The organism is Bradyrhizobium sp. SZCCHNS3016, from assembly GCF_032484535.1.
Taxonomy (GTDB): Bacteria; Pseudomonadota; Alphaproteobacteria; order Rhizobiales; family Xanthobacteraceae; genus Bradyrhizobium.
Window position 1 is genome coordinate 312,245 of record NZ_JAUETE010000001.1, and the last position, 26,337, is coordinate 338,581.

Consider the following 26,337-nt stretch of genomic DNA (forward strand, 5'->3'; position numbering starts at 1 on the left):
AAAGAGCTGACATCAGGGTTTGCAGAAGGAGACGAGCGGATGAGCGACGAAAAAGAATTGTTCGAGAAGGGCCTGAAGGTGCGCCGCGAGGTGCTCGGCGCGGCCTATGTCGATGGCAGCCTCGCCAAGGCCGATGACTTCATGATGGCCTTCCAGCACATCACCACCGAAATGTGCTGGGGCTATGCCTGGACCCGGCCAGGACTGGATCGCCGCACCCGCAGCATCATCAATCTCGCGATGCTGACCGCGCTGAGCAAGCCGAGCGAGCTGAAGCTGCATGTCAAGGGCGCGCTCACCAACGGCGTCACGGTCGACGAGATCAAGGAGATCCTGCTGCACGCGACCGTCTATTGCGGCATTCCGGCAGGGCTCGAAGCCTTCAAGGCCGCGCATGAGGTGCTGGTCGCGGAGGGTGCCATCGCCAAGAAGGACGGCGCATGAGCGCGCCGCAAAAGGTCCTGTTCGTCGGCATCGGCAACATGGGCTGGCCGATGGCCGCGCGCCTGCTCGGCGCCGGCTTTGCGGTCGCCGTCAATGACGCCGTGCCCGGGCGGGCTGCTGAATTCGTCGCCAAGGTTGGCGGCGACGAGGCCGACGACCTCGCGGCCGCTGCGGGGCAGGCGGATGTCATCATCACGATGCTGCCGACCAGCAGGCATGTCGCGGACGCTGTCGGGACTCTGCGCGCCGGTCTGAGGCAGGGTCACATTGTGATCGACATGAGCTCCGGCGCGCCGGCGGCGACGCAGGCGATCGCGGCCGATCTCGCCCTGCTCGGCGTGACCATGCTCGATGCGCCCGTCAGCGGCGGCGTGCCGCGCGCAGTGACCGGCGAGCTCGCGATCATGGCCGGCGGCGAGCCGGCCGCGCTCGACCGTGTCGAGCCGCTGCTGCGCGCCATGGGAACGACGATCCACCGCATCGGCGGCCTTGGCTCGGGCCAGGCGATGAAGGCGCTCAACAACCTCGTCTCCGCCGGTGGCTTCCTGATCGGCATCGAGGCGCTGTTGATAGGCCAGCAGTTCGGCATCGATCCCGGCCTGATGACCGACGTGCTCAACGCCTCGACCGGCATGAACAACTCGACGCAGAAGAAGTTCAAGCAGTTCGTGCTGTCGCGCCAATTCAACAGCGGCTTCGGACTCGATCTGATGGTGAAGGACCTGTCGATCGCGCTCGAGGTCGCGCGCGCCGCCGGCGTCGCCGCGCCGCTCTCCAACCTGTGCCGCGAGCTCAGCGCCAGCGCGCAGGGGATGCTCGGACCCGGGCAGGATCACACCGCGCTGGCGAAGCTGAGCGAGGCGCTGGCCGGCGTCGCGCTGAAGGGGTGACTGGTACTTCTGCGTCACAACCACCGTCATTCCGGGGCAAGGCCGCGGGCCTTGAACCCGGAATCTTGAGATTGTTTTGCGTCCACACCTGACAATTTCCAGATTCCGGGTGACAGCGGAAACTGCAACTGCTGAGATCCGCGTGACGCAGTCGGACTAACCCTGGCGCCGCAAGAAGCCGGTGATCGTCACCTTGTCCCAGATGCCGGCCGCGGCGAACGGGTCGGCGCGGTTGAAGGCTTCGACCTCGGCGCGGCCGGAAGCCTCGACCAGAAACAGGCTTCCGATCATCGTCGACCCGTCGTCGGAGACGAGCGGGCCGGACATCACGATGGTGACGGGCAGGCGGGCGGTGTCACCGAGATAGGCCTTGTGCGCGTCGTAGTTGGCAAGCCGGACCGGGAGCGCGTCCGGCTTGTCGAGCGCGTGAATCGCAAACAGCATGAATTCTCTCCGCAAGTTGAAGCAGGACGGCTGCGTGCCGTCCTGCTTCCGGACTGATGGCTGATCCTATTTCGCGCCGAGCTTGCTCGCATCCTCGTAGCTCGGGCAGGTCCGCTGTTCCAGCGCTACGTCGAACGGCTGATAGTTGTCCTTGGTGATCACCGTCGGTTTCAGCACGATCTCGTTGATCACCGGCTGCCCGCGCAGCGAGCGGACGGCCATCATGGTGCCGAGGCAGCCTTGGGCGAAGCCGTTATAGTCGCCGCTGGCGAGCAGCTTGCCGGACTTGATCGCGTCGATCGCCTCCTTGGTGCCGTTGATGCCGATCACCTGCGCCTTACGGTTGGCGCCGTCCAGCGCCTCGATCGCGCCGACCGCCATGGCGTCGTTGGCGGCGAGCACGCCGTCGATCTGCGCATTGGACTGCATCAGGTTCTCCATCACCTGCAACGCCTGGAGGCGTTGATAGTTGCCGGGCTGCGACGCCAGCAGCTTGGCGCCGGGGTTCTCCTTGAGCGCGTCGTTGAAGCCGCGCACGCGGTCGACATTGGTCAGCGAGCCCTTGACCCCTTCGATGATGACGATGTTGCCCTTGCCGCCGAGCGTCTTGAGCAGGAACCGGCCGGTCTCGAGGCCCAGGCTGTAGTCGTCGGCGCCGACGAAGGAGACGAACTTGCCGCCCGCCGAGCGGTCGGTGATGTTGACGACGGGGATCTTGGCGTCGTTGATCTTCTCGACGCCGGGCACCATCGCCTTGTAGTCGACCGGCGTGAAGACGATGGCGCTCGGCTTCTTGACTACGACGTCCTCGATCTGGCTGAGCTGCTCGGGGATAGAGTCCGGCTTGGTCGGGATGTAGTGCAGGATCTTGGCGTTGAGCACCTTCGCCATATTGTCGGCGCCGACGCGCACCGTCTGGAAGAACGGATTGGTCTGGTTCTTAGTGAAGACGGCGATCGTCTCGCCGTCGGCCCGGGCCTGGGTGGTGATGGCCGTGATCAGGAGTGAGAGCGCGAAGCAGCGCGTGATCCGATGTTGCATGTCGTTTCCTTCCCTCGTTTTTCTTGGTTGTCTTACAGGTTCATTGCGTCGGGCGCCGCGTCTTCATGTCGAGCCAGACTGCGATGATGACGATGATGCCGGTGACGAGCGGCTGCCAGTTGGCGCTGATCGCGAGCAGGTTCATGCCGTTCAGCACCAGCGTCAGGATCAAGGCGCCGACGAAGGTGCCGAACACGGTGCCGACGCCGCCGAACAGCGATGTGCCGCCGATCAGCACCGCGGCGATGGCCGGCAGTGTCAGGCTTTCGCCGATGTCGGCTTCGGCGGAGTTGAGCCGCGACAGGAAGATGATGGAGGCGAGCCCGGCCATGGTGCCGGAGACGGTGTAGACCAGCAGCAGCCGGCGGGCCACCGGGATGCCGGAGAGCCGCGCCGCGACCGGATTGGCGCCGATGGCGTAGATCTCCTGGCCCCATGTGGTGCGTTGCGCGAAGAACGATCCGATCGCGAGGAACACCAGCAGCAGATAGACCGGGATCGGCAGTCCGAGGAAATAGCCGCTGCCGATCTGGCGGAAGCCGGCCGGGAAGCCATGGATGGTCTCGCCGGCCATGTACCAGTAGGTGACGCCGTTCAGCACCCAGAGCATGCCGTAGGTCGCGATGAAGGAAGGGATTCGCAGCGCCGTGACCATGAAGCCGTTGAGAAATCCGACGACGCCGCCCGCAAGCAGCCCGGTGGCGATCCCGAGCACCGGCGAGCCGGTCTGATGGATCATGGTGCCGGCCAGACAGGCCGACAATGCGACATTGGCGCCGACCGACAGGTCGAGGCCGGCGGTCAGCACCACGAGTGTCAGGCCGGAGGCGATGAAGAAGGTCAGGCTCGCCTGCCTGAGCACGTTGAGGATGTTGCCCAGGCTGAGGAAGGAGTCGCTCAGCACGGTCAGCGCCGCGCAGATCAGCAGCGCGGCGAGCATCCGATAGAACACCTGCGCGGCGTTCTGCGACAGGAGCGAGCGCGGCGGCGGCAGCGTGTCCTTGGCGATGTCGGTCATGACCGGCTCCGCAGGCCGTCGAGGAACATCGCGATGATGACCAGCGCGCCGACGCTTGCGACCTGCACCGAGGACGGCAGCGACACCAAATTGAGCCCGTTGCGCAGCACGCCCACGGCGACGACGCCGAGCACGGTGCCGAGCAGCCAGCCATTGCCGCGCTCGAACGAGGTGCCGCCGACCGCGACCGCCGCGATGGCGTCGAACTCCATTCCGAGCCCTGCAGTCGGATGTCCCGAATTCATCCGCGCGGTCATCAGCAGACCGGCGATGCCCGCCATCGTGCCGCCGATCGCGTAGACCGCGATCAGGAGTCGTGTCGGCGACAGGCCGGCATAGCGCAGCGCTTCGCGATTGCCGCCGAGCGCGAAGATGTAGGTGCCGAACCTGGTGTGATAGAGCAGGCCGTGAAACGCAGCGTAGGTCAAAAGCCCCATCACGATCGGTACGGGGATGCCGAGCAGCGTCGCCGAATAGATGTCGCGCACGCCGTGGGGAATGCCGACCACGCTCTGGCCGTCGCTCACGATCAGCGACAGGCCCTGCGCCATGCCGAGCGTGGCGAGCGTCGCCACGAACGGCGGAATCCCGACGATCGCGACCAGCCAGCCATTGACGGTGCCGAACGCCGCGCCGACCAGCACCGCGGCGCCGAGGCCCAGCAGCACGGACTTGGTCGCGAGCGAGACGATGGCGACGCAGAGCGAGGTCAGCGTCAGCACCGCGCCCATCGACAGGTCGAGCCCTTCGGTCATGATGATCAGGGTCATCGGCAGCGCGAGCATGGTCAGGATCGTCGACTGCACCAGCACGTTGGACAGGTTCGCGGCCGACAGGAAGCCCGGCGCGATCGCGCCGAACAGCGCGATCAGCAGCACCAGCACGATCGCCACGCCCGGGATGCGCTGCAGCGTTCGGAGCGGCGAGACGATGGCGGCGTCACTCATCATGCATCCCCAGTCGCACGATATTCTCCTCGGTCAGCTCGCTGCGCGCCAGGTGTCCGGCGATGCGGCCCTCGCGCATCACATAGGCGCGGTCACAGACGTGACAGATCTCGATCTGCTCGGACGAGATCATCAGCGCGGCCGCGCCACCGGCGACCAGCCGGTCGATCAGCGCGAAGATCTCGGACTTGGCGCCGACGTCGATGCCGCGCGTCGGCTCGTCGAAGATGAACAGCCTGGCGCCTGCCGCCAGCCACTTGCCGATCACGACCTTCTGCTGGTTGCCGCCCGAGAGCAGACCGACCGTCTGCCGCGCATTCGGTGTTGCGATCCGCAATTGCCGGATCAGCCCGTCCGCCGTGCGCTGCGCGCCGCGCGGATCGTAGAGCCCGCTGGGAAACAGCTTCTTCAGCGCCGACACCACGAGGTTGTCGCCGACCGAGCGCAGCAGCGCCAGGCCCTCGCTCTTGCGGCTCTCGGGGATCAGCGCGATGCCGCGGCGGGCCGCGATGTCGGGCTCGCCCGCGATCGGCTTGCCGTCGAAGATGATCTCGCCTTCGCTGACCGGATCGGCGCCGAAGATCGCGCGCGCCACCTCGGTGCGGCCGGAGCCGACGAGGCCGCACAGGCCGACGATCTCGCCCCGCCGCACCTCGATGTTGATGTCGGCAATGCCGGTCGGCGCGCTCAGTCCCCTGACCTCGAGCACGAGCTCGCCCGGCGTTTCCGCGAAATGGCGCGGATAGCTCATGTCGATATTGCGCCCGACCATCATGCGCACGAGTTGGTCGGGCGTGACGTCGGCGGGGCTGACATCGCCGATGCGGCGGCCGTCGCGCAGCACGGTAATGCGGTCGCCGAGCGCGAACACCTCGGCCATGCGGTGCGAGATGTAGACGATCGCGACGCCGTCCGCCTTCAGCCGTCGGATCAGCGCGAACAGCAGCTCCGCCTCGCGGTCGGACAGCGCCGCCGTCGGCTCGTCCATCACCAGGATCCGCGCATTCTGGCTGATCGCTTTCGCAATCTCGACCATCTGCTGCTGCGCGACGCCGAGCGTGTCGACGATGACAGAAGGATCGATGTCGAAGCCGATGCTGTCGAGCACGCGCTTCGCATCGGCCAGGATCCTGCGGCGGTCGATGGTGCCGGGCAGGCGGCCTTTCGGCTCGCGGCCGAGATAGATGTTCTGCGCGATGTCGAGGAACGGCACCAGCGAGAATTCCTGGAAGATCACGGCGATGCCGAGGTCTTGCGCATCGGCCGTCGAGGCGATCGCAACCTTCTTACCCTTGTAATAGACCTCACCCGCATCGGCGCTATAGGCGCCGCACAGGATCTTCATCAGGCTGGATTTGCCGGCGCCGTTCTCGCCGAGCAGCATGTGGACTTCGCCCGGGTGGATCGCGAACGAGACATCATCCAGCGCCTTGACGCCCGGAAACTCCTTGCTGATGCCGCGCAGCTCCAGCAATGGCGCCGGCGATGGAGATGCGATGGCGGCTGCGGCGCTCATGCCTGCGCTCCGGCGGCGAAGATCTTGCCCGGATTCATCAGGCCATCCGGATCGAGCGCGGCCTTGATGGCGCGCATCACCGCGACGGCTTCGCCGAGCTCGTCCCGGAGATAGTCGACCTTGCCGAGGCCGATGCCGTGCTCGCCGGTGCAGGTGCCGTCCATCGCGATCGCACGCGCCACCATGCGCGCCTGCAGCGCCTTGGCGCCGGCCAGCTCGTGCTCATCAGTCGGATCGATCATGATCAGCATGTGGAAATTGCCGTCGCCGACATGGCCGACGATCGGTGCGAGGAAGCCGTTGGCGTCGGCGTCCCGGCGCGTTTCGGTCAGGCATTCGGCCAGCCGGGAGATCGGCACGCAGACGTCGGTAATGACGGCGCGGGCGCCCGGCCGCAGGCCGAGGCCGGCGTACAGCGTATTGTCGCGCGCGTGCCACAGCCGGCTGCGGTCCTCGGCCGCCTTCGCCCAGGCGAAGCCGCGGCCGCCGTGCTCGGTCGCGATCGCCTCCGCCGTCTGCGCCTGCTCGGCGACGGCGGCATCAGAGCCGTGAAATTCCAGGAACAGCGTCGGGGCTTCCCGATAGCCGAGCTTCGAATAGGCATTGATGCCGCGCATCATGACGTCATCGACGAGCTCGATGCGGGCGGCGGGGACGGCCGACTGGATCAGCGCGATCGCGGTGTCGACCGCGTCGTGCAAAGTCGGGAAGCTGCAGGTTGCGGCCGAGATCGCATGGGGCAGGGGATGCAGCTTCAGCGTGATCTCGGTGATCACGCCGAGCGTCCCCTCCGATCCGACGAACAGCCGTGTCAGGTCGTAGCCGGCGGCGGATTTGCGCGCACGCTTGGCGGTGCGGATCACCCGGCCGTCGGCCAGCACGACCTCGAGCGCGAGGACGTTGTCCTTCATGGTGCCGTAGCGCACCGCCATGGTCCCGGAGGCGCGGGTCGAACTCATGCCGCCGATCGAGGCATCGGCCCCGGGATCGATCGGAAAGAACAGGCCGCTGCCGCGCAGCTCGGCATTGAGCTGCTTGCGGGTGATGCCGGGCTGCACCACGACGTCCATGTCGGCGTCATGCACGGCCAGCACCTTGTTCATGCGGGCGAAGTCGAAACAGACCCCACCCGCGACAGCCGCAGCGTTGCCTTCGAGCGACGTGCCGGCGCCGAACGGCACGATCGGCGTGGCAGCCTCGGCGCACAGCCTGACGATGTCGGCGACCTCCTGCGTCGTCTCGGGAAACACGACGATGTCGGGCGGCATCGCCGGATAGTACGACTCGCTCCGGCCGTGCTGATCCAGCACGCCGCGCGCGAGACTCGCACGCGGCCCGATCAGGTTCGAAAGCCGCTCGGCCAATGCGCCGGTGCCGACCCGCAACTCCATCATTCCTCCCGTCCGCTTCCTCGACGATGACAGGACTCTTGACGGTCCTTGTCGTCCGCTCAGCTCAAACCTGATTGGCGCGCTCCGCAAGCCGTTTCAGGCCGAAATCATAATTGAGATGAAAATATCCGTCCGTCACCATGCGGCCATCTGGCGCACGGCCCGGCGGGCAGCGCGTGAAGTCGCGGATCAGGCTGTCCTTGACGCCGAACACGACGTCGGAATCGAGATACTGGTCACCGGCGACGAACACATGCGTCACCAGCCGCTCGAAGCCCGGCGCCGAGATCATGAAATGCACATGCGCCGGCCGCCACGGATGCCGCCCCTGCGCCGTGAGCATGTCGCCGACCGGCCCGTCGTTGGGGATCGGATAGGCGGCGGGCTTGATCGACCAGAAATGGAAGCGGCCGTCGGCGTCGGTGTGGAAGCGCGCGCGCATGGCGAGATCGCCGATCTGCTCGAGCCGCTGCACGTCGTAATAGCCGTCGTCGTCGGAGTGCCAGACGTCGACCACGGCGCCTGCCAGCGGCGCGCCGTCCGCGCTCGACACCGAGCCGGTCACCAGCAGCGGATCGCCTTTCATCGGGCCCGCGATATCGTCGCCGTTGGCGCGTTCCGGCGCCGCCTGGACGAAGAAGGGGCCGAGCACCGTGGTCTCGGTGGCGCCTTCCGGCACCGGATGATTGATGGCGTCGACCAGCATCGAAACGCCGAGCGTATCCGACAGCAGGATGAACTCCTGGCGCTTGTCGTCACACATCTGGCCGGTGCGGGTCAGGAAGTCGATGCCGTATTCCCATTCCTGCTGGGTCGGACGGACCTCGCGCACGAAGGCATGGAGATGCCGCACCAGCGCCTCGCTGACCTGTTTGATCCGCGCATCACGCGCGCCCGCCAGGCGTTCGAGCACGGCATCTGTGATCGTGGTCTCGTTGAAGTTGCGCAAGACGCGGCTCCTTTCAGAGAGGCTCGCCGAGCCCGGACAGCCGCTCGACATGCCGGACGGTAGCGAGGAAGTCGGTGTCGGCATCGCCTGACGCGATCAGCGCGCCATAGGTCTCACGGACCTGCGCCGCGAGCTGTAGCGGCACGCCGACGGCATGGCCGGCGCCGAGAATCAGATCGAGATCCTTGGCCATCTGCGCGCAGGAGAACGTCGCGGCAAAGTCGCGCGCCAGCAGCGGCGCGGTCTTGTACTTCACCATCGGCGAGGCGACTGCGCTGTCATGCAGCACCTTCAGAATGTCGGGCCAGGCGATGCCGCCCTTGCGTGCGAGGGCGAGGCTTTCGGCCATCATCGCCGCCGTTGTCGCGATCATCAGGTTGACGGCGAGCTTGGCGTAGCGCGCCTCTTCCGCCGCGCCCAGATAGGTCTGCGCGCGCGTGAAGCCGGCCAGCACCGGCGTGATCAGGGTGAACGCCTCTCTTGGACCGGACACGAAGCACGTCAGCTCGCCGGTGTGGGCGATGCTGGCATTGCCGGAGATCGGCGTGCGCAGATAGGCGACGTCGCGAGCGCTCGCGGCGGTCGCGACCGCGCTCGACGCGTCGACACCCACGGTGCTGGTCTCGATCAGGATCGCGCCCGGCGCCATGGCCGCGATCAGTCCGCCGCTGTCCAGCATCGCCGCGCGCAGTGCGGTATCGTGGGGCAGTGACGAGATGACGACGGCATGGTCGCGCACCGCCTCGGCAGCGGACGACGCGGCGGCCATGCCGAGCGCACGTGCCTCGTCGAGCCGGGCGGCGTTGGGATCGAACGCCGTGACGTCATGGCCGGCCTTGGCGAGCCGCGCCGCGATCGGCAGGCCGATCTTGCCGATGCCGATGAAGGCGAGGCGCTTGTCAGGAAGTGACATGGGTGAGGTCCGCCGATTGCTTCATTTGCTGCGCCTGTGGCGACGCGATACTGCCTCGCAGGTTCGTCGACGTGAGGGGGCCGGTCACGTGCCGGTCGCCACGGGATAGTCGACCTGGAAGCGGCCGATCCTGAGGTCGCCGAGCTCCTCGCGGACGCGCAGGTGCTCCGGATGCGACGCATAGGCCTTCAATGCGGCGCTGCTGGCGAATTCGGAGAACAGGACGACGTCGCAGGCATAGTCGACGTCGCTGACATCGAGACCGACCTCGATGTGGGTCAGGCCGTCGATCCGGCCTTTCAAACTCTCGAACAGGGTCTTGACCTTGAGCCGGGCCGCGGCGCGCTCGGCAGCCGTCTCGGCGCGCAGCCGCCACATCACGATGTGCCTGATCGGCCCCGTCATTCGTGCGTCCCTCACCTGTGCTTGTTCTTGTCTGACGATTTTGCCTTGCAGGAAATGGAAATAAAGGACAAAAATTGTAACTCTGTTTTCCGTTTAGCGTAACAATGGACCGTTTGCTCCAACTCGAGGTGTTTTCCAAGACGGCCGAGCTGGGCAGCCTGTCCAAGGCCGCCGAGTCCTTACGGATGTCCAACGCCGCGGCGAGCCGGCATCTCAGCGCGCTGGAGGAACGGCTCGCGGTGCGCCTGATCGAGCGCAACACGCGCCGGCTCTGGCTGACCGAAGCCGGGCAGGAGCTGCTGCAGCGCTGCGGCCCGCTGCTCAACGAGCTGGCCGAGGCCGAGGACGCCGTCAGCGACCGCGCGCTGTCGCCGCAGGGCATGCTGCGCGTCACCAGCTCGCTGTCGTTCGCGACGATCTATCTCTCGCCGATGCTGCCGGCGTTTCGCGCGATGTATCCAAAGCTGAGCCTGCAGATCATCGCCGCCAACCGCTACCCGGATTTCATCGAGGCGGGCATCGACGTGGCGATCCGCACCCGCGAGCATGAGCCGGACTCGGGCATCGTCGTTCGCCGCATCGGGCAGATGCGGCGCGTGCTGGCGGCCGCGCCGTCCTATCTCGCGAGCCGTGGCTGTCCCGTCGTTCCCGGCGATCTGGTGCGCCACGACATGCTGATCTACAATCTTGCCAATGATCCGTATTCCCTGTCCCTGCGCAACGGCACGACAGCCCAGAGCATTCGGATCGCGCCGACGCTCGACAGCAATGACGGCCAGGTGATCAAGGGCGCCGCGCTTGCCGGGCTCGGCATCCTGATCCAGCCGCTCTACATCGTGCAGAGCGACATTCTGGCCGGCCGGCTGGTGCCGGTCCTGCTCGACTGGGAGCTGCCGCTCTTGACGATGAACATCGCCTACCAGAACCGCGTCAGGCTGCCGGCCAAGATCAGGGTGTTCGCCGATTTCCTCGTCGATCACATCCGGACCCATTCCGACCCGGGGATCTGGATCGAGCCGCCCAAGCCGGATTGAGCCGATGCCCGCGTGCGGGGGGAGGGCGGATCATGTTCTGAGAAAAATAATTACCTTGCTATTTTTCGGAAATCATGGTCTCTTGCATGCAACCCGCCTCGAGCAGAGGGACGTACGCGTCGTCACGAACGTGGAGGTGGGCTGCGATGGACGTGACGGCTGTGCCAGACGAGCGCAGGCGGCACGGACGGCGAAGTCGTGTGGTCCTGGCCTCTCGACGCTGAGGTCAAGTCCGTGAGCGTTGCTTGACGGCACGCGCGGGCGATGGGGGCAAGAACGCCGATCCCCAGGGAGAGCACGAAGGACACCGTTAACACCGTCGCGCGGGGAAGGCCGGGTCTGTCCGGCTGTACCTGTGGTACCTGCCGCCTGCATTCTTTTGAGCAGGCGGGCCACGGGCCTCAGCCGAGGTCCGGCCTTCCTCGCGCCCTCTCATGATCAGGAGGGACACGACGAACCCATCACCTCGGGCCTCGTAGGCCGCGGGAACGCACGCGCTCATCTCCATGGCTGCTCATGTCGCCAACCCAATCCCCGGTGTCGTCCCGGACAAGCGCGCACAGCGCGCCGATCCGGGACCCATAACCCCAGGGCGCAGGCGGGCATCCAGTACGCCGCGGCGTCTCGGCGGATCATGGCCGCCGATGGCATACTGGTTCGCCCGCCTGCGCGGGCGATGACGGCGGTGATGGTCTGTCCCCGGGGGGGGGGCGACGCTCGCACGGACGCGAGGTGCCGCAGCCCGCTGCAATATGTCGGCTGGTCCGTAGAAATTCGGAGTTTGATCGAAAGATCAATACTTATCAACGGCTTGTGACTGTCATCCGACTGTCATCGAACCTTTATAAAAGCCACACTGAGGCCCCGTAAAGCGGCCGGGGAAGCGCAATCGGGCGCAGATGGCGCTTCGCTTCCCAAGCATGGAGACCAGCTATGAATTTCGTCAAAGCTATCGTCGCTGCCGGCTTGGTCGCCGCATCGACGTCGGCCTTCGCTGCCGACATTACCGGTGCGGGCGCGACGTTCCCGTTCCCGATCTATTCCAAGTGGGCGGACGCCTACAAGAAGGAGACCGGCAACGGTCTGAACTACCAGTCGATCGGTTCCGGCGGCGGCATCAAGCAGATCCAGGCCAAGACCGTGACCTTCGGCGCCACCGACGCGCCGCTCAAGGCCGAGCAGCTCGAGAAGGACGGCCTGGTGCAGTGGCCGATGGTGATGGGCGGCATCGTGCCGGTCGTCAACCTCGAGGGCGTGAAGCCGGGCGAGATGGTGCTGGACGGCGAGACGCTTGCCAACATCTATCTCGGCAAGATCACCAAGTGGGATGACGCCGCGATCAAGAAGCTCAACCCCAGCGTCAAGCTGCCGTCCGATGCGATCGCCGTGGTCCGCCGCTCCGACGGCTCGGGCACGACCTTCAACTTCACCTACTACCTCTCCGAGGTGAGCGCCGACTGGAAGAGCAAGATCGGCTTCAACACCGCCGTCGAGTGGCCGGTCGGCGTCGGCGCCAAGGGCAACGAGGGCGTGTCCGGCAACATCGGCCAGACCAAGAACTCGATCGGCTATGTCGAGTACGCCTATGCCAAGCAGAACAAGCTCACCTACACCGGCATGATGAACAAAGCCGGCAAGACCGTGCAGCCGACCGTCGAGGCCTTCCAGGCCGCGGCCGCGAATGCCGACTGGGCCAAGGCCCCCGGCTACTACGTGATCCTCGCCAACCAGCCCGGCGACAAGTCCTGGCCGATGACGGCGGCGACCTTCATCCTGATGCACAAGGAGCCGGCCGACAAGGCGGCGTCCGGCGAAGCCATCAAGTTCTTCAAGTGGTCGTTCGAGAAGGGCGGCAAGATGGCTGAGGAGCTCGACTACATCCCGATGCCCGACAGCGTCGTGAAGCTGATCGAGAAGACCTGGTCGGCCGACATCAAGAGCTGAGCTGGACGTATCGAAAATCCCCTCTCCCGGCCTCCGGGGGAGGGGCACTACCGGGGTTGAGGCGTGTCCAAGGAACAGGGGGCAGAATTGGCAGAGATGGCGGTTCAGACCGAAGTCAGCGATATCGCGGCCGCTGCCGGACCCTATGACCGGGCACGCGCGCTCAACGCCTTCAAGCTCGGCGACGTGACCTTCTATTGGATCACGCGGCTGTCCGCGATCTCCGTCCTGTTGATCCTGGGCGGCATCATCCTGTCGCTCATCGTCGGCGCATGGCCGGCCATGAGAGAATATGGCTTCGAATTCCTGTGGACGCGGCGCTGGGCGCCGTCGGCCGATCCGCCGGTGCTCGGCGCGCTCGGCCCGATCTACGGCACCTTGGTCACGTCCTTCATCGCGATGCTGATCGCCATTCCGGTCGGTCTGGGCATTGCGATCTTCCTCACCGAGCTGTGCCCGCAATGGCTGCGCCGTCCGATCGGACTTGCCATCGAGCTGCTCGCCGGCATTCCTTCGATCATCTACGGCATGTGGGGCTTCTTCGTGCTGGGGCCGTTCCTGGCCTATACGTTTCAGCCGTTCATGATCAATCTCTGCGCCGGCATCCCCGTGCTGCAGGACATCTTCGCCGGTCCGCCGTCCTATCTCAGCCTGTTCAACGCCTCGCTGATCCTGGCGATCATGGTGCTGCCGTTCATCACCTCGATCTCGGTCGACGTGTTCAAGACCGTCCCGCCAGTGCTGAAGGAAGCCGCCTACGGGGTCGGCTGCACCACCTGGGAGGTCGTGCGCAGCGTCGTCATTCCCTACACCCGCGTCGGCGTCATCGGCGGCGTCATGCTGGCGCTGGGCCGTGCGCTCGGCGAAACGATGGCGGTGACCTTCATCATCGGCAACTCGTTCCGGATCTCATCCTCGATCTTCGCGCCGGGCACCACGATCTCGGCCGCCATCGCCTCCGAATTCCAGGAGAGCGACGGGCTGCACCAGTCGAGCCTGATCCTGCTCGGCCTGCTGCTGTTCGTGCTCACCTTCTTCGTGCTGGCGAGCGCGCGGCTGATGCTCATGCGACTCGAAGCCAAGGCGGGAAAATAAGCCATGTCAAGCGCTGACACGCTTACACTCGATGCGCAGGTCAATCCGATCTATGCGCGCCGGCGCCGCAGGGACATCGTGATCCGCGGCCTCTGCGTCGCCGCCGCGATGTTCGGCGTCACCTGGCTGGCGCTGATCCTGTTCACGCTGTTCTATAACGGACTCGCCGGCCTCAGCCTGCAGGTTTTTGCCGCCGACACGCCGCCGCCTGGCTCCAGCGAAGGCGGCCTGCGCAACGCCATCGTCGGCTCCTTGATCATGACGATCATCGGCGTCGGCATCGGCGCGCCGCTCGGCCTGTTCGCCGGCACCTATCTCGCCGAATACGGCCGCAATGACCGCCTGACCTCGGTGATCCGCTTCATCAACGACATCCTGCTGTCGGCGCCCTCGATCATCATCGGCCTGTTCATCTATGGTGCGGTCGTGGTGCCGATGGGCGGCTTCTCGGCACTCGCGGGTTCCCTTGCATTGGCGGTCATCGTGATCCCGGTGGTGCTGCGCACCACCGAGGACATGCTGCTGCTCGTGCCCAACCCGCTGCGCGAGGCGGCGTCTGCGCTCGGCCTGCCGCGCTCGCTGGTGATCCGCCGCATCGCCTATCGGGCGGCGCGCTCGGGCCTCATCACCGGCGTGCTGCTCGCCACCGCCCGCGTCGCCGGCGAGACCGCGCCTCTGCTGTTCACCGCACTGTCGAACCAGTTCTGGAGCCTCAACCTCTCCAAGACGATGGCGAACCTGCCCGTCACCATCAACAATTTCGTCCAGAGCCCTTATGCCTATTGGAAGCAACTGGCCTGGAGCGGAGCCCTTCTCATCACTCTGGCCGTGCTCGCCCTGAACATCGGTGCACGCATTCTCGGCGCCGAGAGGAACACCAAATGACCGAACTGTCCGTCTCCGTCAGTCAGCCCAATCACGCTCTTCACGGCAAGGCGCTTCCGGATGCGCCGGCCAAGGTGACTGCGCGCAACCTCAACTTCTACTACGGCGACCATCACGCGCTGAAGAACATCAACCTGTCGCTGGGCACCAACCGCGTCACCGCGTTCATCGGCCCGTCCGGCTGCGGCAAGTCCACGCTGCTGCGCATCTTCAACCGGATGTACGATCTCTATCCGGGCCAGCGCGCGACCGGGCAGCTGATGCTCGACAACACCAACATCCTCGATCCCAAGCTCGATCTGAATCTGCTGCGCGCCCGGGTCGGCATGGTGTTCCAGAAGCCGACGCCGTTCCCGATGACGATCTACGAGAACATCGCCTTCGGCATCCGCCTCTATGAGAAGATCTCCAAGTCGGAGATGGACGACCGGGTCGAGAAGGCGCTGCGCGGCGGCGCGCTGTGGAACGAGGTCAAGGACAAGCTCAACGCCTCGGGCCTGTCGCTGTCCGGCGGCCAGCAGCAGCGACTGTGCATCGCGCGCACCGTGGCGGTCCGGCCGGAGGTGATCTTGTTCGACGAGCCGTGCTCGGCGCTCGATCCGATCTCGACCGCCAAGGTCGAGGAGCTGATCCAGGAGCTCGCCGAAAACTATACGATCGCCATCGTGACGCATAACATGCAGCAGGCGGCGCGCGTCTCCGACAAGACCGCCTTCATGTATCTCGGCGAGCTGATCGAGTTCGACGACACCAGCAAGATCTTCACCTCGCCGAGTGATCGGCGGACCCAGGATTACATCACCGGCCGGTTCGGCTGACGCCGACGACATTGTCTTCAGGAGATCATCATGGCCAGTGAACATACCGCCAAGGCGTTCGACAGCGATCTGCAGGACCTCACCCGTCTGGTATCGGAGATGGGCGGCCTCGCGGAGCGGCTGATCGTCGATTCCGTCGATGCGCTGGTGCGGCGCGACATCGCGCTCGGCCAGAAGGTGGTCGCCACCGACGCCGAGGTCGACAAGCTGCAGCGCATCATCGAGGAGCGCGCCGTGCTCACGATCGCCCGTCGCCAGCCGATGGCGGTCGACCTGCGCGAGATCGTCGGCGCGATGCGCGTGGCGACCGATCTGGAGCGCATCGGCGACCTCGCCAAGAACATCGGCAAGCGCGTCGCCGCGCTGGAAAGCGACTTCCATCCGCTGAAGCTGATCCGCGGCCTCGAGCACATGACCGATCTCGTGCAGTCGCAGGTCAAGACGGTGCTGGACGCCTATGCCGCGCATGACCTGCCGGCGGCGATGACGGTGTGGAAGGGCGACGAGGAGGTCGACGCGATCTGCACGTCGCTGTTCCGCGAGCTCCTGACCTACATGATGGAGGATCCGCGCAACATCTCGTTCTGCATCCACCTGATGTTCTGCGCCAAGAACATCGAGCGGATCGGCGATCACGCGACCAACATCGCCGAGACGGTGTTCTATATGATCGAAGGCCAGCAGATCATGGACAAGCGCCCGAAGGGCGACATGACGAGCTTCGCATCGACGATTCCCGGTAACTAAGAGAGACGGTTCAGACATGGGCGCCCGAATTCTGGTGGTGGAGGACGAGGAGGCGCTGACGACGCTGCTGCGCTACAACCTCGAGGCCGAAGGCTACGAGGTCGAGACCGTGGCGCGCGGCGACGAGGCCGACACGCGGCTCAAGGAGCGCGTTCCGGATCTCGTCGTGCTCGACTGGATGCTGCCGGGCCTCTCCGGCATCGAGCTGTGCCGCCGCCTGCGCGCGCGCTCCGAGACCCGGCAACTGCCGATCATCATGCTGACGGCGCGCGGCGAGGAGAGCGAGCGCGTGCGCGGACTCGCCACTGGCGCCGACGACTACATCGTCAAGCCGTTCTCGGTGCCGGAGCTCCTGGCGCGCGTGAAAGGCCTACTGCGGCGGGCGAGCCCGGAGCGGCTGGCGACCGTGCTGTCCTATGGCGACATCGAGCTCGACCGCGAGAAGCGCCGCGTGGCGCGCTCGGGGCGGCCGATCGATCTCGGCCCGACCGAATACCGCCTGCTCGAATTCTTCCTCGAGCACCCCGGCCGCGTGTTCAGCCGCGAACAGCTGCTCGATAGCGTCTGGGGCCGCGACATCTACATCGACGAGCGCACCGTCGACGTCCATATCGGCCGCCTGCGCAAGCTGCTCAATCCCGGCCGCGAGCAGGACCCGATCCGCACGGTGCGCGGCGCCGGTTATGCGCTCGATGACCGCTTCGCCAAGAGCGAGCAGGTGTAAGGGGCGATCCGGCGTGAGCACGAAGCAGGTGTGAGGCGCGAGGCGGCCCGATTGAGGAGATCGCGGTCCGCTTTCCGCCACGCCGCCGCCGTCTTGATCGTGTCTGCTTCGTGGCCCGTCACGATGTTTCGGTCCCAGCGGACGCCCTTGATCAAGACCATCATCATATCTCTTGCCGTGCTGCTCGGCGGCGCGGCGGGCGCCCCGGCCGCCGAGCTCGAAGACGCGGTCGCGGCGGCAGGCAACGGGCAGCATGCGGCGGCGATGCGACGGCTGCTGCCGCTGGCCGCCAAGGGCGATGCGCGGGCGCAGTTCGACGTCGGCTTCATGCAGGCGTTCGGCTGGGGCGTGCCGCGTAATCCGAGCGAGGCGCTGGCCTGGTACCGCAAGGCCGCCGATCAGGGGCTCGCCGTCGCGCAACATTATCTCGGCATCGCCTACGTCAATGGCGAGGGTGTTGCCTCGAACTACGGCGAAGCCAGTCGCTGGTTCAGCCGCGCGGCGGCGCAGGGCTTTGCGCAGTCGCAATACATGCTCGGCCTGATGCTGCTCGACGGCCGTGGCGCGAAGCAGGACGTCGTGCAGGGTTATGCCTGGCTGGTGATGGCCGGCCGCAACGGCGTGCGATCGGCCGGCCGCGACGTGCAGCGGGTCAAGTTGACCGAGCCGCAGCGCGTCCAGGCCCAGAGCGCCATTGCGTCCTGGCAGCCGAAACCGGAATCGGCGGATGCGGGCATTGCCACTCCGCGTCCGGAGCAACTGCTCGGGCTCGATCGCCACATCGGCGAGGTCGTCGATCCCACCTCCTGGCCGGCGTCGTCGATCGGCGTCGTCACCGTCGCGCAATACTCGAGCGGCGGCTGGTGCACCGGCACGCTGGTCGCGCCGCGCGTCGTGCTCACCGCGGCGCATTGCGTGTTCAACGGCGTGGCGCAGGTCAGCCCCGGCAACGTCCGCTTCCTGGCCGGCATGAACCGGGGCACGCCGGCGGCATCGTCGGTCGCCGACAAGCTGATCGTGGCGCCGGACTTTGTCCCGATCCAGCACGACAGGTGGTCGCTCGACCGCTCGCCCGCCGATTGGGCGTTGATCGTGCTGAAGGACGCGCTGCCGTCGAAGCCGGTCGCGGTCAAGGCGCTGACGCGCGAGGAATTGCAGGCTGCGACATCGGCCGGAACCATCTCCGAGATCGGCTATGGCCAGGAGCGGCGCTATTCGCCGACCGGCCAGCGCAATTGCAGCGCCGGCATGACCAAGGACGGGATGCTGCTGACGGTGCATTGCCTCGCCAATTTCGGCTATTCCGGCTCCCCCATCCTCGCCGAAGTCGGCGGACAGCCGGCCGTGGTCGGCATCTTCTCGGCGTTCCACGAGGAGACCCGGCTGATGTTCGCCGCCCCCGCGAGCCAGTTCGAGACGGTCGTGCGGCGCGAGATCGCGGCACAGAGTGCCTCGGCGCGGTGAGCGAAGGAGGGGGCGAGAGGGACGAGGTCCCCGCCGCTGGTCATGTTCTGTGCGTGACTGGATAGCGGGTTGCCAAGCGAGAGGGCGGTCCGGGAAGCGCCACCCAGGTTTTCCTGCAGCTTTCGCCTGCAGCGGGGCCTTACCGAACTGGCCTGGCTCTTGCTACAGTCTGAGTATGACGATTGTTCCAATTGATCATCCTCGGGCCGCGCGGCTGCTGTGGTGGCGGTCGCAGCCCGGCCGCAACGTTGCGCTCGTCGGCGGGCTGGTCGCCGCCAACGCGCTCGCCTGGGCCTGGGCGTTCGCGCTCTACGCCGACCGGCCCGCCATCGTCGGCACCGCGATGCTGGCCTGGCTGCTCGGACTGCGCCATGCGGTCGATGCGGATCACATCGCGGCGATCGACAACGTCGTGCGGAAGCTGGTGCAGGACGGTAGCGCCCCGCGCGCCGCCGGCCTCTATTTTGCGCTCGGCCATTCCAGCGTCGTCGTCATAGCCACCATCGTCGTGAGCCTCATCGCCGGCGCCGACCTCCTGGATGAAGAGAGCGCGATCAGGGCGATCGGCGGCGTCATCGGCACGTCGGTATCGGCCGGCTTCCTGCTGCTGATCGCGTTGGCGAACCTCATTCTGTTCGTGAACCTCTGGCGCCGCACGGCACAGCCACAGTCCGAGATGGAAACAGCCGGAAACACCGGACGGGGCATCCTCATCCGCCTGCTGAGCCCCGTGCTCCGCCTGGTGGGACGCGCCTGGCACATGTATCCGCTCGGTTTCCTGTTCGGTCTCGGCTTCGACACCGCGAGCGAGATCGGGCTTCTCAGCCTGTCGGCGACCGAGGCTGCGCGCGGCGCGAGCCTCGCCCATGTGCTGGTATTCCCGGCGCTGTTCGCGGCTGCGATGGCCACTGTCGACACCGCCGACAGCATGCTGATGGTCGGCGCCTATCGCTGGGCGCTGACCGATCCCGCACGCAAGCTGCGCTATAACCTCGTGATCACCGGCGCATCCGTTGCGATCGCGCTGGTGATCGGCAGCTTCGAGGCGTTCACGCTGTTGGCGCCGCGGCTTGGCCTGACGGGGGGATGGGCTGACGTCGCCACCGCGCTGGGCGACGATGTCACCAATCTCGGGCTCGTCGCGATCGGCCTGTTCGGACTGATCTGGGCGGTCGCCAGGCTGCTCGGTCGCAGCCAGCGCGGTTCCGAGGCGACGCCCGGCGAAGCGCTTGCCAGCGTTCGTGCGGGGGCGCTAAACCCGCCAGCGATACGAAGCGGAACGCATGAGACGGGCTAGGAGCGGGGCCTCATGATGGTCGGCTCGGAGGGAACGATCAGGATGCTGTGGCTGCAGGGCGCGAGCTGCGGCGGCTGCACGATGTCGATCCTGGAAAGCGGCGCGTCCGGCTGGTTCGACGAATTGCGCCAATCCGGCATCGATCTGGTATGGCATCCCTCCGTCAGCGAGCAGACCGGAGACGAGGTGGTGGAGCTGTTGGAGGCGATCCGCGACGGCCGCGAGCGGCTCGATCTGCTGGTGCTCGAAGGCTCGGTGGCGCGCGGACCTGGTCTGACCGGCCGCTTCAACATGCTCGCCGGCACCAACCGCTCGATCTATCACTGGCTGCTCGATCTGGCGCCGCTGGCCGACTACGTCGTCGCCGTCGGCAGCTGCGCCGCCTATGGCGGCATTCCCGCGGCTGGCATCAATCCGACCGATGCGGTCGGACTGCAGTTCGAGGGCAGCGATATCGGCGGCGCGCTTGGCGCGGCCTTCCGCTCGAAACGCGGGCTGCCGGTGATCAACGTCGCAGGCTGTGCGCCGCATCCGGGCTGGATGATGGAGAGCCTGCTGGCGCTTACCTCGGGCGATCTGACGGCAGACGGTCTCGACGCAGTCGGCCGTCCGACCTTCATCGCCAACCACCTCGCTCATCACGGCTGCTCGCGCAACGAGTTCTACGAGTTCAAGGCGAGTGCGGAAGCGATGTCAGAGCGCGGCTGCCTGATGGAGCATCTCGGCTGCCGCGCAACGCAGGCGGTCGGCGACTGCAATCAGCGCTCGTGGAACGGCGGCGGCTCCTGCACCAAGGGCGGTTATGCCTGCATCGCCTGCACCTCGCCGGGCTTCGAGAGCGCGCAGAACTATCTGGAGACGGCGAAGCTCGCCGGCATCCCCGTCGGCCTTCCCACCGACATGCCGAAAGCCTGGTTCGTCGCGCTCGCAGCGCTGTCGAAATCGGCCACGCCGCGCCGCGTCCGACTCAATGCGACGGCCGATCATGTCGTGGTGCCGCCGGGCCGTTCCGGCGACAAGCGCCGTCCATGACGCGGATCACGGTCGGACCGTTCAATCGTGTCGAAGGCGATCTCGAGGTCAGGCTCGATATCGAGAGCGGCCGCGTCGCGCGGGCGGAGGTGACGGCGCCGCTCTATCGCGGCTTCGAGCAGATCCTTGAGGGCCGGCCGCCGCTCGACGCCCTGGTGATCGCGCCGCGCATCTGCGGCATCTGCTCCGTGTCGCAATCGATCGCGGCCGCCGCGGCGTTGCGCCAGGCCATGGGCATTGCGGCAGCACCAAACGGCATCCTCGCGAGCAACATCGCGCACGCGGCCGAGAACGCGGCGGATCATCTGACGCATTTCTACATCTTCTTCATGCCGGACTTCGCCCGCGATGCTTATGCCTCGCACACTTGGCATTCGACCGCGGCCGAACGTTTCGCGGCGACTAAGGGCAACGCTGCCCGCGATGCCCTGCCTGCGCGCGCGCGACTGCTCGAGATCATGGGCCTGATCGCCGGCAAATGGCCGCACAGTCTCGCCTTCCAGCCAGGCGGGACGACGCGCGCGATCGAGCTCGGCGAGCGCGTGCGGCTCAACGCGATCGCGGCGTCGTTTCGCGGTTTCCTTGAGCGCGTCCTGTTCGCCGACAAGTTGGAGAACGTGCTCGCCTTGTCGACGCCGGACGAACTCGACCGTTGGCGCGAGGGCCGCGCCGGCGACTTCGCGCATTTCCTTCGGCTGGCCGATGCGCTCGCGCTGGCCGACCTCGGCAGCGGACCAGGTCTCTTGATGAGCTTCGGCGCGTATCACGACTTCAATGGGGCTCGTTTTAGCGCTGGCGTCCGCACGAGCAGTGGCGAGGTCCAGGCTTTGCCGTCGGACGGCATCACCGAGGACGTCTCGCACGCCTGGATGCACGATACGTCGCTCGATCCGGCCGAGAGCCGCACCGTGCCCGATGCCGACAAAGCCGACGCCTATAGCTGGTGCAAGGCGCCGCGTCTCGCGGGAGAACCGGTCGAGGTCGGCGCTCTCGCAAGGCAGGCCATCGACGGTCAGCCGTTGATCACCGCGCTGCTCGCGAGCGGTCGCAGCAATGTCCGCAATCGTGTCATCGCCCGGCTGATCGAAACCGCGCAGCTCGCGCTGTCGATCGAGCACTGGATCAAGGCATTGCGTCTCAACGAGCCGTTTTGCGAAAACAGCGCCAGCGCGGTCGACGGCAATTTCGTCGGGCTCGTGGAAGCTGCGCGCGGCAGCCTCGGCCACTGGCTCGCGGTGCGCTCCGGCCGGATCGAGCGTTATCAGATCATCGCGCCGACGAGCTGGAATTTTTCGCCGCGCGACGCCGACGGCGTTGCGGGCCCGCTCGAGCAGGCGCTCGTCGGCACCGAGGTCGGCGATGCCGGCGCGCGTGCGGTCGGCATCCAGCACGTGGTGCGGTCGTTCGATCCCTGCATGGTCTGCACGGCGCATTGAGCGCGCTGCACACAGGCAGGCGGCAAGCGGCAAGCGGAAACAAGATTGTCGGTGCAAAGCGCGTGATTTCCGATTGTCGCGCGCGATCCATCACCGAAGGCTCCATCGCTGCGATCGCACCGCTTCAAGCATCTGAAATCATTATGATTCAAATCCAGCCGTGATGCTGGCCCGCATCTTGCTGTCCTTCTCGCCAGAACGCGATCAGATGATCGCCAACGCGATGTCAGGGGAGGACTCATGGGCGCGGCAACGGAAACTTTTTACAGCGTCATCAGGCGTCAGGGCATCACGCGGCGCAGCTTTCACAAGTTCTGTAGCCTGACCGCGACGAGCCTCGGCCTCGGCCCGGTCGCGGCGAGCCGCATCGCCAATGCGCTGGAAACCAAGCCGCGCACGCCGGTCATCTGGATGCACGGGCTCGAGTGCACGTGCTGCTCGGAGAGCTTCATCCGCTCGGCGCATCCGCTGGTGAAGGATGCCGTGCTGTCGATGATCTCGCTGGACTATGATGACACCATCATGGCGGCGGCCGGCCACCAGGCGGAGGCCATCCTCGACGAGACGCGTGCGAAGTACAAGGGACAGTACATTCTTGCGGTCGAGGGCAATCCGCCGCTGAACGAAGGTGGCATGTTCTGCATCGACGGCGGCAAGCCGTTCGTCGAAAAGCTGAAGATGATGGCCGAGGACGCCATGGCGATCATCGCCTGGGGCGCCTGTGCCTCCTGGGGCTGTGTGCAGGCGGCAAAGCCCAATCCGACGCAGGCGACCCCGATCGACAAGGTCATCACCAACAAGCCGATCATCAAGGTGCCGGGCTGCCCGCCGATCGCGGAAGTCATGACCGGCGTCGTCACCTTCATCACCACCTTCGGCAAGCTGCCGGAGCTCGACCGCCAGGGCCGGCCGAAGATGTTCTACTCACAACGTATCCACGACAAGTGCTATCGCCGGCCGCATTTCGACGCCGGCCAGTTCGTCGAGGAGTGGGACGACGAGGCGGCGCGCAAGGGCTACTGCCTGTACAAGATGGGCTGCAAGGGTCCGACCACCTACAACGCCTGCTCGACCGTGCGCTGGAACGGCGGCGTGTCGTTCCCGATCCAGTCCGGTCACGGCTGCATCGGCTGCTCCGAGGACGGCTTCTGGGACAAGGGCTCGTTCTACGACCGTCTCACCAACATCAAGCAGTTCGGCATCGAGCACAACGCCGACCAGGTCGGCATGGTGGCCGCGGGCACGGTGGGTGCAGCGGTCGCGGCGCATGCGGCGGTGACGGCCGTGAAACGGCTCGCCACCAAGCGCGACGACGCCAAACAAGATCATTGATCGCATTCAGGGCAGGCAACGATGGGCATCCAGACTCCCAACGGCTTCAATCTCGACAATTCCGGCAAGCGCATTGTCGTCGATCCGGTCACCCGCATCGAGGGACACATGCGGGTCGAGGTCAACGTCGACTCCGACAATGTCATCCGCAATGCGGTTTCCACCGGCACGATGTGGCGCGGCATCGAGGTGATCCTCAGGAATCGCGATCCGCGCGACGCCTGGGCCTTCACCGAGCGGATCTGCGGCGTCTGCACCGGAACGCATGCGCTCACATCGGTGCGCGCGGTCGAGAACGCGCTCGGCATCACCATTCCGGAGAATGCCAACTCCATCCGCAACCTCATGCAGCTTGCGCTGCAAGTGCACGACCACGTCGTGCACTTCTATCATCTGCACGCGCTGGACTGGGTCGACGTGGTCTCGGCGCTCTCGGCCGATCCGAAGGCGACGTCGACGCTGGCGCAGTCGATCTCGAGCTGGCCGCTGTCGTCGCCCGGCTATTTCAGGGACCTCCAGACCCGCCTCAAGAAGTTCGTCGAGTCGGGGCAGCTCGGCCCGTTCAAGAATGGATATTGGGGCAGCAAGGCCTACAAGCTGCCGCCCGAAGCCAACCTGATGGCGGTGGCGCACTATCTGGAGGCGCTCGATTTCCAGAAGGAGATCGTCAAGATCCACACCATCTTCGGCGGCAAGAACCCGCATCCGAACTGGCTCGTGGGCGGCGTGCCGTGTCCGATCAACATCGACGGCACCGGTGCCGTCGGCGCCATCAACATCGAGCGGCTGAATCTCGTCTCCTCGATCATCGATCGCCTGATCGAGTTCAATGAGATGGTCTATCTGCCCGACGTCGCCGCGATCGGCTCCTTCTACAAGGACTGGCTCTATGGCGGCGGCCTGTCCGGCAAGAGCGTGCTCGCCTATGGCGACGTGCCCGAGCATGCCAATGACTACTCCGCCAAGAGCTTGAAGCTGCCGCGTGGCGCGATCATCAACGGCAACCTGTCCGAGGTGTTTCCGGTCGATCACGCCAATCCGGACGAGATCCAGGAGTTCGTGGTTCACTCCTGGTACAAATACCCCGACGAGACCAAGGGACTGCATCCCTGGGATGGCATCACCGAGCCGAACTACGTGCTCGGCCCCAACGCGAAGGGGACCAAGACGGACATCAAGGAGCTCGACGAGGGCGGCAAATATTCCTGGATCAAGGCGCCGCGCTGGCGCGGACATGCGATGGAGGTCGGACCGCTCGCACGCTGGGTCGTCGGCTATGCGCAGAACAAGGCGGAGTTCAAGGATCCCGTCGACAAGTTCCTGAAAGATCTCGACCTGCCTCTGACGGCGCTGTTCTCCACGCTCGGGCGCACCGCGGCGCGCGCGCTGGAATCGGTCTGGGCCGGACGGCAGATGCGCTACTTCCAGGACAAGCTGATCGCCAACATCAAGGCGGGCGACAGCTCGACGGCGAATGTCGACAAATGGAAGCCCGAGAGCTGGCCGAAGGAGGCCAAGGGCGTCGGCTTCACCGAGGCGCCGCGCGGCGCGCTCGCGCATTGGATCAAGATCAAGGACACCAAGATCGACAACTATCAGTGCGTCGTGCCGACGACCTGGAACGGCTCGCCCCGCGATCCCAAGGGCAACATCGGCGCATTCGAGGCGTCGCTGATGAACACCCCGATGGCCAATCCCGAGCAGCCGCTGGAGATCCTGCGCACGATCCATTCCTTCGATCCGTGCCTGGCCTGCTCGACGCACGTCATGAGTCCGGATGGCCAGGAACTGGCCAAGGTCAAGGTCAGGTAGCACGGGAGCAGGGTCATGATGGATGCAGTTGCACGCCCGCCCGAGTCGGGGACGGACATCGCCGCGATCGTAGCCGACGCCGCCGGCGAGCATGCGGTCGGCCGGCCCACGGTCTATGTCTACGAAGCGCCGGTGCGCATCTGCCACTGGGTCAACGCGTTCGCGATCATCGTTCTGATGATCACCGGTTATCTCATCGGATCACCGCTCCCGACGGTGTCGGGAGAGGCGTCGGCGAACTTCGTGATGGGCTATATCCGCTTTGCCCATTTCGCTGCCGGACAGGTGCTGGCGGTGTTCTTCCTCGCCCGCATCTTCTGGGCCTTTGTCGGCAACCATCACTCCCGGCAGATCTTCTACATTCCGGTGCATCGCAAGCAGTTCTGGAAAGAGGTGCTGCACGAGATCCGCTGGTACGCCTTCCTGGAACGTGAGCCGAAGATGTATGTCGGCCATAATCCTCTGGCGCAGACGGCGATGTTCATCGGCTTCACGCTGTTCGTGACCTTCATGATCGTCACCGGCTTTGCGCTCTATTCGGAAGGCACCGGGATCGACAGCTGGCAGCACAAATTGTTTGGCTGGGTGTTTGCGATCTGGCCGAACAGCCAGGATGTGCATACCTGGCATCACCTCGGGATGTGGGCGCTGGTCACGTTCGTGATGGTGCATGTCTATGCCGCCATTCGCGAAGACATCATGTCACGCCAGAGCATCATCTCCTCGATGATCTCAGGCGAACGGCAGTTCCGCGACTAG

Annotated in this window: 25 protein-coding genes; 16 read left to right on the plus strand and 9 right to left on the minus strand. The window is 65.8% G+C overall.

Annotation, left to right across the window (positions count from 1 at the left end):
• The first annotated feature begins 39 nt into the window (after positions 1 to 39).
• Together QW881_RS01475 and QW881_RS01480 are read left to right on the plus strand one after the other, a co-directional pair.
• A complete protein-coding gene (locus QW881_RS01475) occupies positions 40 to 444 on the plus strand; it encodes a carboxymuconolactone decarboxylase family protein (protein ID WP_315713518.1) in 405 nt (134 codons plus the stop codon).
• Positions 441 to 1,334, plus strand: coding sequence for an NAD(P)-dependent oxidoreductase (locus tag QW881_RS01480; protein ID WP_315754940.1), 894 nt, complete (start codon positions 441 to 443; stop codon positions 1,332 to 1,334). Before QW881_RS01475 ends, QW881_RS01480 begins: the two co-directional genes overlap by 4 nt.
• Positions 1,335 to 1,490: 156 nt before the next feature.
• Here QW881_RS01480 and QW881_RS01485 read toward each other — a convergent pair whose 3' ends face one another.
• The 9 genes from QW881_RS01485 to QW881_RS01525 form a co-directional block, all read right to left on the minus strand.
• The gene (locus tag QW881_RS01485) at positions 1,491 to 1,778 is read right to left on the minus strand and encodes a YciI family protein (protein WP_315754942.1); all 288 of its coding nucleotides are present in this window, start codon (positions 1,776 to 1,778) and stop codon (positions 1,491 to 1,493) included.
• 66 nt (positions 1,779 to 1,844) lie between these two features.
• The gene (locus QW881_RS01490) at positions 1,845 to 2,819 is read right to left on the minus strand and encodes a sugar ABC transporter substrate-binding protein (RefSeq protein WP_315754944.1); all 975 of its coding nucleotides are present in this window, start codon (positions 2,817 to 2,819) and stop codon (positions 1,845 to 1,847) included.
• Positions 2,820 to 2,859: 40 nt separating this feature from the next.
• Entirely contained in the window at positions 2,860 to 3,837 is a 978-nt protein-coding gene (locus QW881_RS01495) for an ABC transporter permease (protein WP_315754946.1), read from the minus strand.
• Positions 3,834 to 4,784, minus strand: coding sequence for an ABC transporter permease (locus QW881_RS01500; protein WP_315754949.1), 951 nt, complete (start codon positions 4,782 to 4,784; stop codon positions 3,834 to 3,836). The genes QW881_RS01495 and QW881_RS01500 overlap by 4 nt, the downstream gene beginning before the upstream one ends.
• Positions 4,777 to 6,300 (minus strand): sugar ABC transporter ATP-binding protein, encoded by a 1,524-nt coding sequence (locus QW881_RS01505; protein WP_315754951.1) that lies wholly within the window; start codon positions 6,298 to 6,300, stop codon positions 4,777 to 4,779. Before QW881_RS01505 ends, QW881_RS01500 begins: the two co-directional genes overlap by 8 nt.
• The gene (locus tag QW881_RS01510) at positions 6,297 to 7,691 is read right to left on the minus strand and encodes an FAD-linked oxidase C-terminal domain-containing protein (RefSeq protein ID WP_315755153.1); all 1,395 of its coding nucleotides are present in this window, start codon (positions 7,689 to 7,691) and stop codon (positions 6,297 to 6,299) included. Before QW881_RS01510 ends, QW881_RS01505 begins: the two co-directional genes overlap by 4 nt.
• 64 nt (positions 7,692 to 7,755) lie before the next feature.
• Complete coding sequence (locus QW881_RS01515; protein ID WP_315754952.1) at positions 7,756 to 8,640, minus strand: intradiol ring-cleavage dioxygenase; 885 nt, start codon at positions 8,638 to 8,640, stop codon at positions 7,756 to 7,758.
• A 13-nt stretch (positions 8,641 to 8,653) separates the two neighbouring features.
• A complete protein-coding gene (locus QW881_RS01520) occupies positions 8,654 to 9,553 on the minus strand; it encodes an NAD(P)-dependent oxidoreductase (RefSeq protein ID WP_315754954.1) in 900 nt (299 codons plus the stop codon).
• A gap of 84 nt (positions 9,554 to 9,637) precedes the next feature.
• A complete protein-coding gene (locus QW881_RS01525) occupies positions 9,638 to 9,958 on the minus strand; it encodes a Dabb family protein (RefSeq protein ID WP_315754956.1) in 321 nt (106 codons plus the stop codon).
• 104 nt (positions 9,959 to 10,062) lie between these two features.
• Between QW881_RS01525 and QW881_RS01530 the strand changes: the two genes are divergently transcribed.
• From QW881_RS01530 to cybH, 14 genes are all read left to right on the plus strand, one after another.
• Entirely contained in the window at positions 10,063 to 10,992 is a 930-nt protein-coding gene (locus tag QW881_RS01530) for a LysR family transcriptional regulator (protein WP_315754958.1), read from the plus strand.
• Between the two features lie 933 nt (positions 10,993 to 11,925).
• Complete coding sequence (gene pstS, locus QW881_RS01535) at positions 11,926 to 12,936, plus strand: phosphate ABC transporter substrate-binding protein PstS (protein ID WP_315736698.1); 1,011 nt, start codon at positions 11,926 to 11,928, stop codon at positions 12,934 to 12,936.
• Positions 12,937 to 13,032: 96 nt separating this feature from the next.
• On the plus strand, positions 13,033 to 14,031 hold the full coding sequence (gene pstC / locus QW881_RS01540; protein WP_315736700.1) for a phosphate ABC transporter permease subunit PstC: 999 nt from the start codon (positions 13,033 to 13,035) through the stop codon (positions 14,029 to 14,031).
• Positions 14,032 to 14,034: 3 nt separating this feature from the next.
• A complete protein-coding gene (gene pstA / locus QW881_RS01545) occupies positions 14,035 to 14,916 on the plus strand; it encodes a phosphate ABC transporter permease PstA (protein ID WP_315754961.1) in 882 nt (293 codons plus the stop codon).
• A complete protein-coding gene (gene pstB, locus QW881_RS01550; protein ID WP_315713505.1) occupies positions 14,913 to 15,734 on the plus strand; it encodes a phosphate ABC transporter ATP-binding protein PstB in 822 nt (273 codons plus the stop codon). The genes pstA and pstB overlap by 4 nt, the downstream gene beginning before the upstream one ends.
• Positions 15,735 to 15,764: 30 nt before the next feature.
• On the plus strand, positions 15,765 to 16,481 hold the full coding sequence (gene phoU, locus QW881_RS01555; protein ID WP_315713504.1) for a phosphate signaling complex protein PhoU: 717 nt from the start codon (positions 15,765 to 15,767) through the stop codon (positions 16,479 to 16,481).
• Positions 16,482 to 16,497: 16 nt separating this feature from the next.
• Entirely contained in the window at positions 16,498 to 17,205 is a 708-nt protein-coding gene (gene phoB, locus QW881_RS01560) for a phosphate regulon transcriptional regulator PhoB (RefSeq protein WP_315754964.1), read from the plus strand.
• A 147-nt stretch (positions 17,206 to 17,352) separates the two neighbouring features.
• Positions 17,353 to 18,669, plus strand: a complete 1,317-nt coding sequence (locus QW881_RS01565) for a trypsin-like serine protease (RefSeq protein ID WP_315754966.1) — start codon at positions 17,353 to 17,355, stop codon at positions 18,667 to 18,669.
• Positions 18,670 to 18,844: 175 nt separating this feature from the next.
• Positions 18,845 to 19,966 carry a HoxN/HupN/NixA family nickel/cobalt transporter gene (locus tag QW881_RS01570; RefSeq protein ID WP_315754969.1) on the plus strand — a complete coding sequence of 374 codons (1,122 nt, stop codon included), beginning with the start codon at positions 18,845 to 18,847 and terminating at the stop codon, positions 19,964 to 19,966.
• A gap of 15 nt (positions 19,967 to 19,981) precedes the next feature.
• Positions 19,982 to 20,998 carry a HupU protein gene (locus QW881_RS01575; RefSeq protein WP_315755154.1) on the plus strand — a complete coding sequence of 339 codons (1,017 nt, stop codon included), beginning with the start codon at positions 19,982 to 19,984 and terminating at the stop codon, positions 20,996 to 20,998.
• Entirely contained in the window at positions 20,995 to 22,434 is a 1,440-nt protein-coding gene (locus tag QW881_RS01580) for a nickel-dependent hydrogenase large subunit (RefSeq protein ID WP_315754971.1), read from the plus strand. The genes QW881_RS01575 and QW881_RS01580 overlap by 4 nt, the downstream gene beginning before the upstream one ends.
• A 240-nt stretch (positions 22,435 to 22,674) precedes the next feature.
• Positions 22,675 to 23,766: a hydrogenase small subunit gene (locus QW881_RS01585; protein WP_315736707.1), complete on the plus strand. Its 1,092-nt coding sequence runs from the start codon at positions 22,675 to 22,677 to the stop codon at positions 23,764 to 23,766.
• A 21-nt stretch (positions 23,767 to 23,787) separates the two neighbouring features.
• Positions 23,788 to 25,578: a nickel-dependent hydrogenase large subunit gene (locus QW881_RS01590; protein WP_315736708.1), complete on the plus strand. Its 1,791-nt coding sequence runs from the start codon at positions 23,788 to 23,790 to the stop codon at positions 25,576 to 25,578.
• Between the two features lie 15 nt (positions 25,579 to 25,593).
• Complete coding sequence (gene cybH, locus QW881_RS01595) at positions 25,594 to 26,337, plus strand: Ni/Fe-hydrogenase, b-type cytochrome subunit (protein ID WP_315754974.1); 744 nt, start codon at positions 25,594 to 25,596, stop codon at positions 26,335 to 26,337.

Excerpts from the sequence above, each read along its gene's own strand:
- QW881_RS01525 (WP_315754956.1), bottom strand. The coding sequence starts at position 9,958 with ATGACGGGGCCGATCAGGCACATCGTGATGTGGCGGCTGCGCGCCGAG.
- QW881_RS01530 (WP_315754958.1), top strand. The coding sequence starts at position 10,063 with ATGGACCGTTTGCTCCAACTCGAGGTGTTTTCCAAGACGGCCGAGCTG.
- QW881_RS01570 (WP_315754969.1), top strand. The coding sequence starts at position 18,845 with ATGACGATTGTTCCAATTGATCATCCTCGGGCCGCGCGGCTGCTGTGG.
- phoB (WP_315754964.1), top strand. The coding sequence starts at position 16,498 with ATGGGCGCCCGAATTCTGGTGGTGGAGGACGAGGAGGCGCTGACGACG.
- QW881_RS01500 (WP_315754949.1), bottom strand. The coding sequence starts at position 4,784 with ATGAGTGACGCCGCCATCGTCTCGCCGCTCCGAACGCTGCAGCGCATC.
- QW881_RS01505 (WP_315754951.1), bottom strand. The coding sequence starts at position 6,300 with ATGAGCGCCGCAGCCGCCATCGCATCTCCATCGCCGGCGCCATTGCTG.
- QW881_RS01510 (WP_315755153.1), bottom strand. The coding sequence starts at position 7,691 with ATGGAGTTGCGGGTCGGCACCGGCGCATTGGCCGAGCGGCTTTCGAAC.
- pstB (WP_315713505.1), top strand. The coding sequence starts at position 14,913 with ATGACCGAACTGTCCGTCTCCGTCAGTCAGCCCAATCACGCTCTTCAC.
- QW881_RS01490 (WP_315754944.1), bottom strand. The coding sequence starts at position 2,819 with ATGCAACATCGGATCACGCGCTGCTTCGCGCTCTCACTCCTGATCACG.
- QW881_RS01580 (WP_315754971.1), top strand. The coding sequence starts at position 20,995 with ATGACGCGGATCACGGTCGGACCGTTCAATCGTGTCGAAGGCGATCTC.
- QW881_RS01575 (WP_315755154.1), top strand. The coding sequence starts at position 19,982 with ATGGTCGGCTCGGAGGGAACGATCAGGATGCTGTGGCTGCAGGGCGCG.
- cybH (WP_315754974.1), top strand. The coding sequence starts at position 25,594 with ATGATGGATGCAGTTGCACGCCCGCCCGAGTCGGGGACGGACATCGCC.
- pstS (WP_315736698.1), top strand. The coding sequence starts at position 11,926 with ATGAATTTCGTCAAAGCTATCGTCGCTGCCGGCTTGGTCGCCGCATCG.
- QW881_RS01520 (WP_315754954.1), bottom strand. The coding sequence starts at position 9,553 with ATGTCACTTCCTGACAAGCGCCTCGCCTTCATCGGCATCGGCAAGATC.
- QW881_RS01485 (WP_315754942.1), bottom strand. The coding sequence starts at position 1,778 with ATGCTGTTTGCGATTCACGCGCTCGACAAGCCGGACGCGCTCCCGGTC.
- QW881_RS01590 (WP_315736708.1), top strand. The coding sequence starts at position 23,788 with ATGGGCATCCAGACTCCCAACGGCTTCAATCTCGACAATTCCGGCAAG.
- QW881_RS01495 (WP_315754946.1), bottom strand. The coding sequence starts at position 3,837 with ATGACCGACATCGCCAAGGACACGCTGCCGCCGCCGCGCTCGCTCCTG.
- QW881_RS01480 (WP_315754940.1), top strand. The coding sequence starts at position 441 with ATGAGCGCGCCGCAAAAGGTCCTGTTCGTCGGCATCGGCAACATGGGC.
- pstC (WP_315736700.1), top strand. The coding sequence starts at position 13,033 with ATGGCGGTTCAGACCGAAGTCAGCGATATCGCGGCCGCTGCCGGACCC.
- phoU (WP_315713504.1), top strand. The coding sequence starts at position 15,765 with ATGGCCAGTGAACATACCGCCAAGGCGTTCGACAGCGATCTGCAGGAC.
- QW881_RS01475 (WP_315713518.1), top strand. The coding sequence starts at position 40 with ATGAGCGACGAAAAAGAATTGTTCGAGAAGGGCCTGAAGGTGCGCCGC.
- pstA (WP_315754961.1), top strand. The coding sequence starts at position 14,035 with ATGTCAAGCGCTGACACGCTTACACTCGATGCGCAGGTCAATCCGATC.
- QW881_RS01585 (WP_315736707.1), top strand. The coding sequence starts at position 22,675 with ATGGGCGCGGCAACGGAAACTTTTTACAGCGTCATCAGGCGTCAGGGC.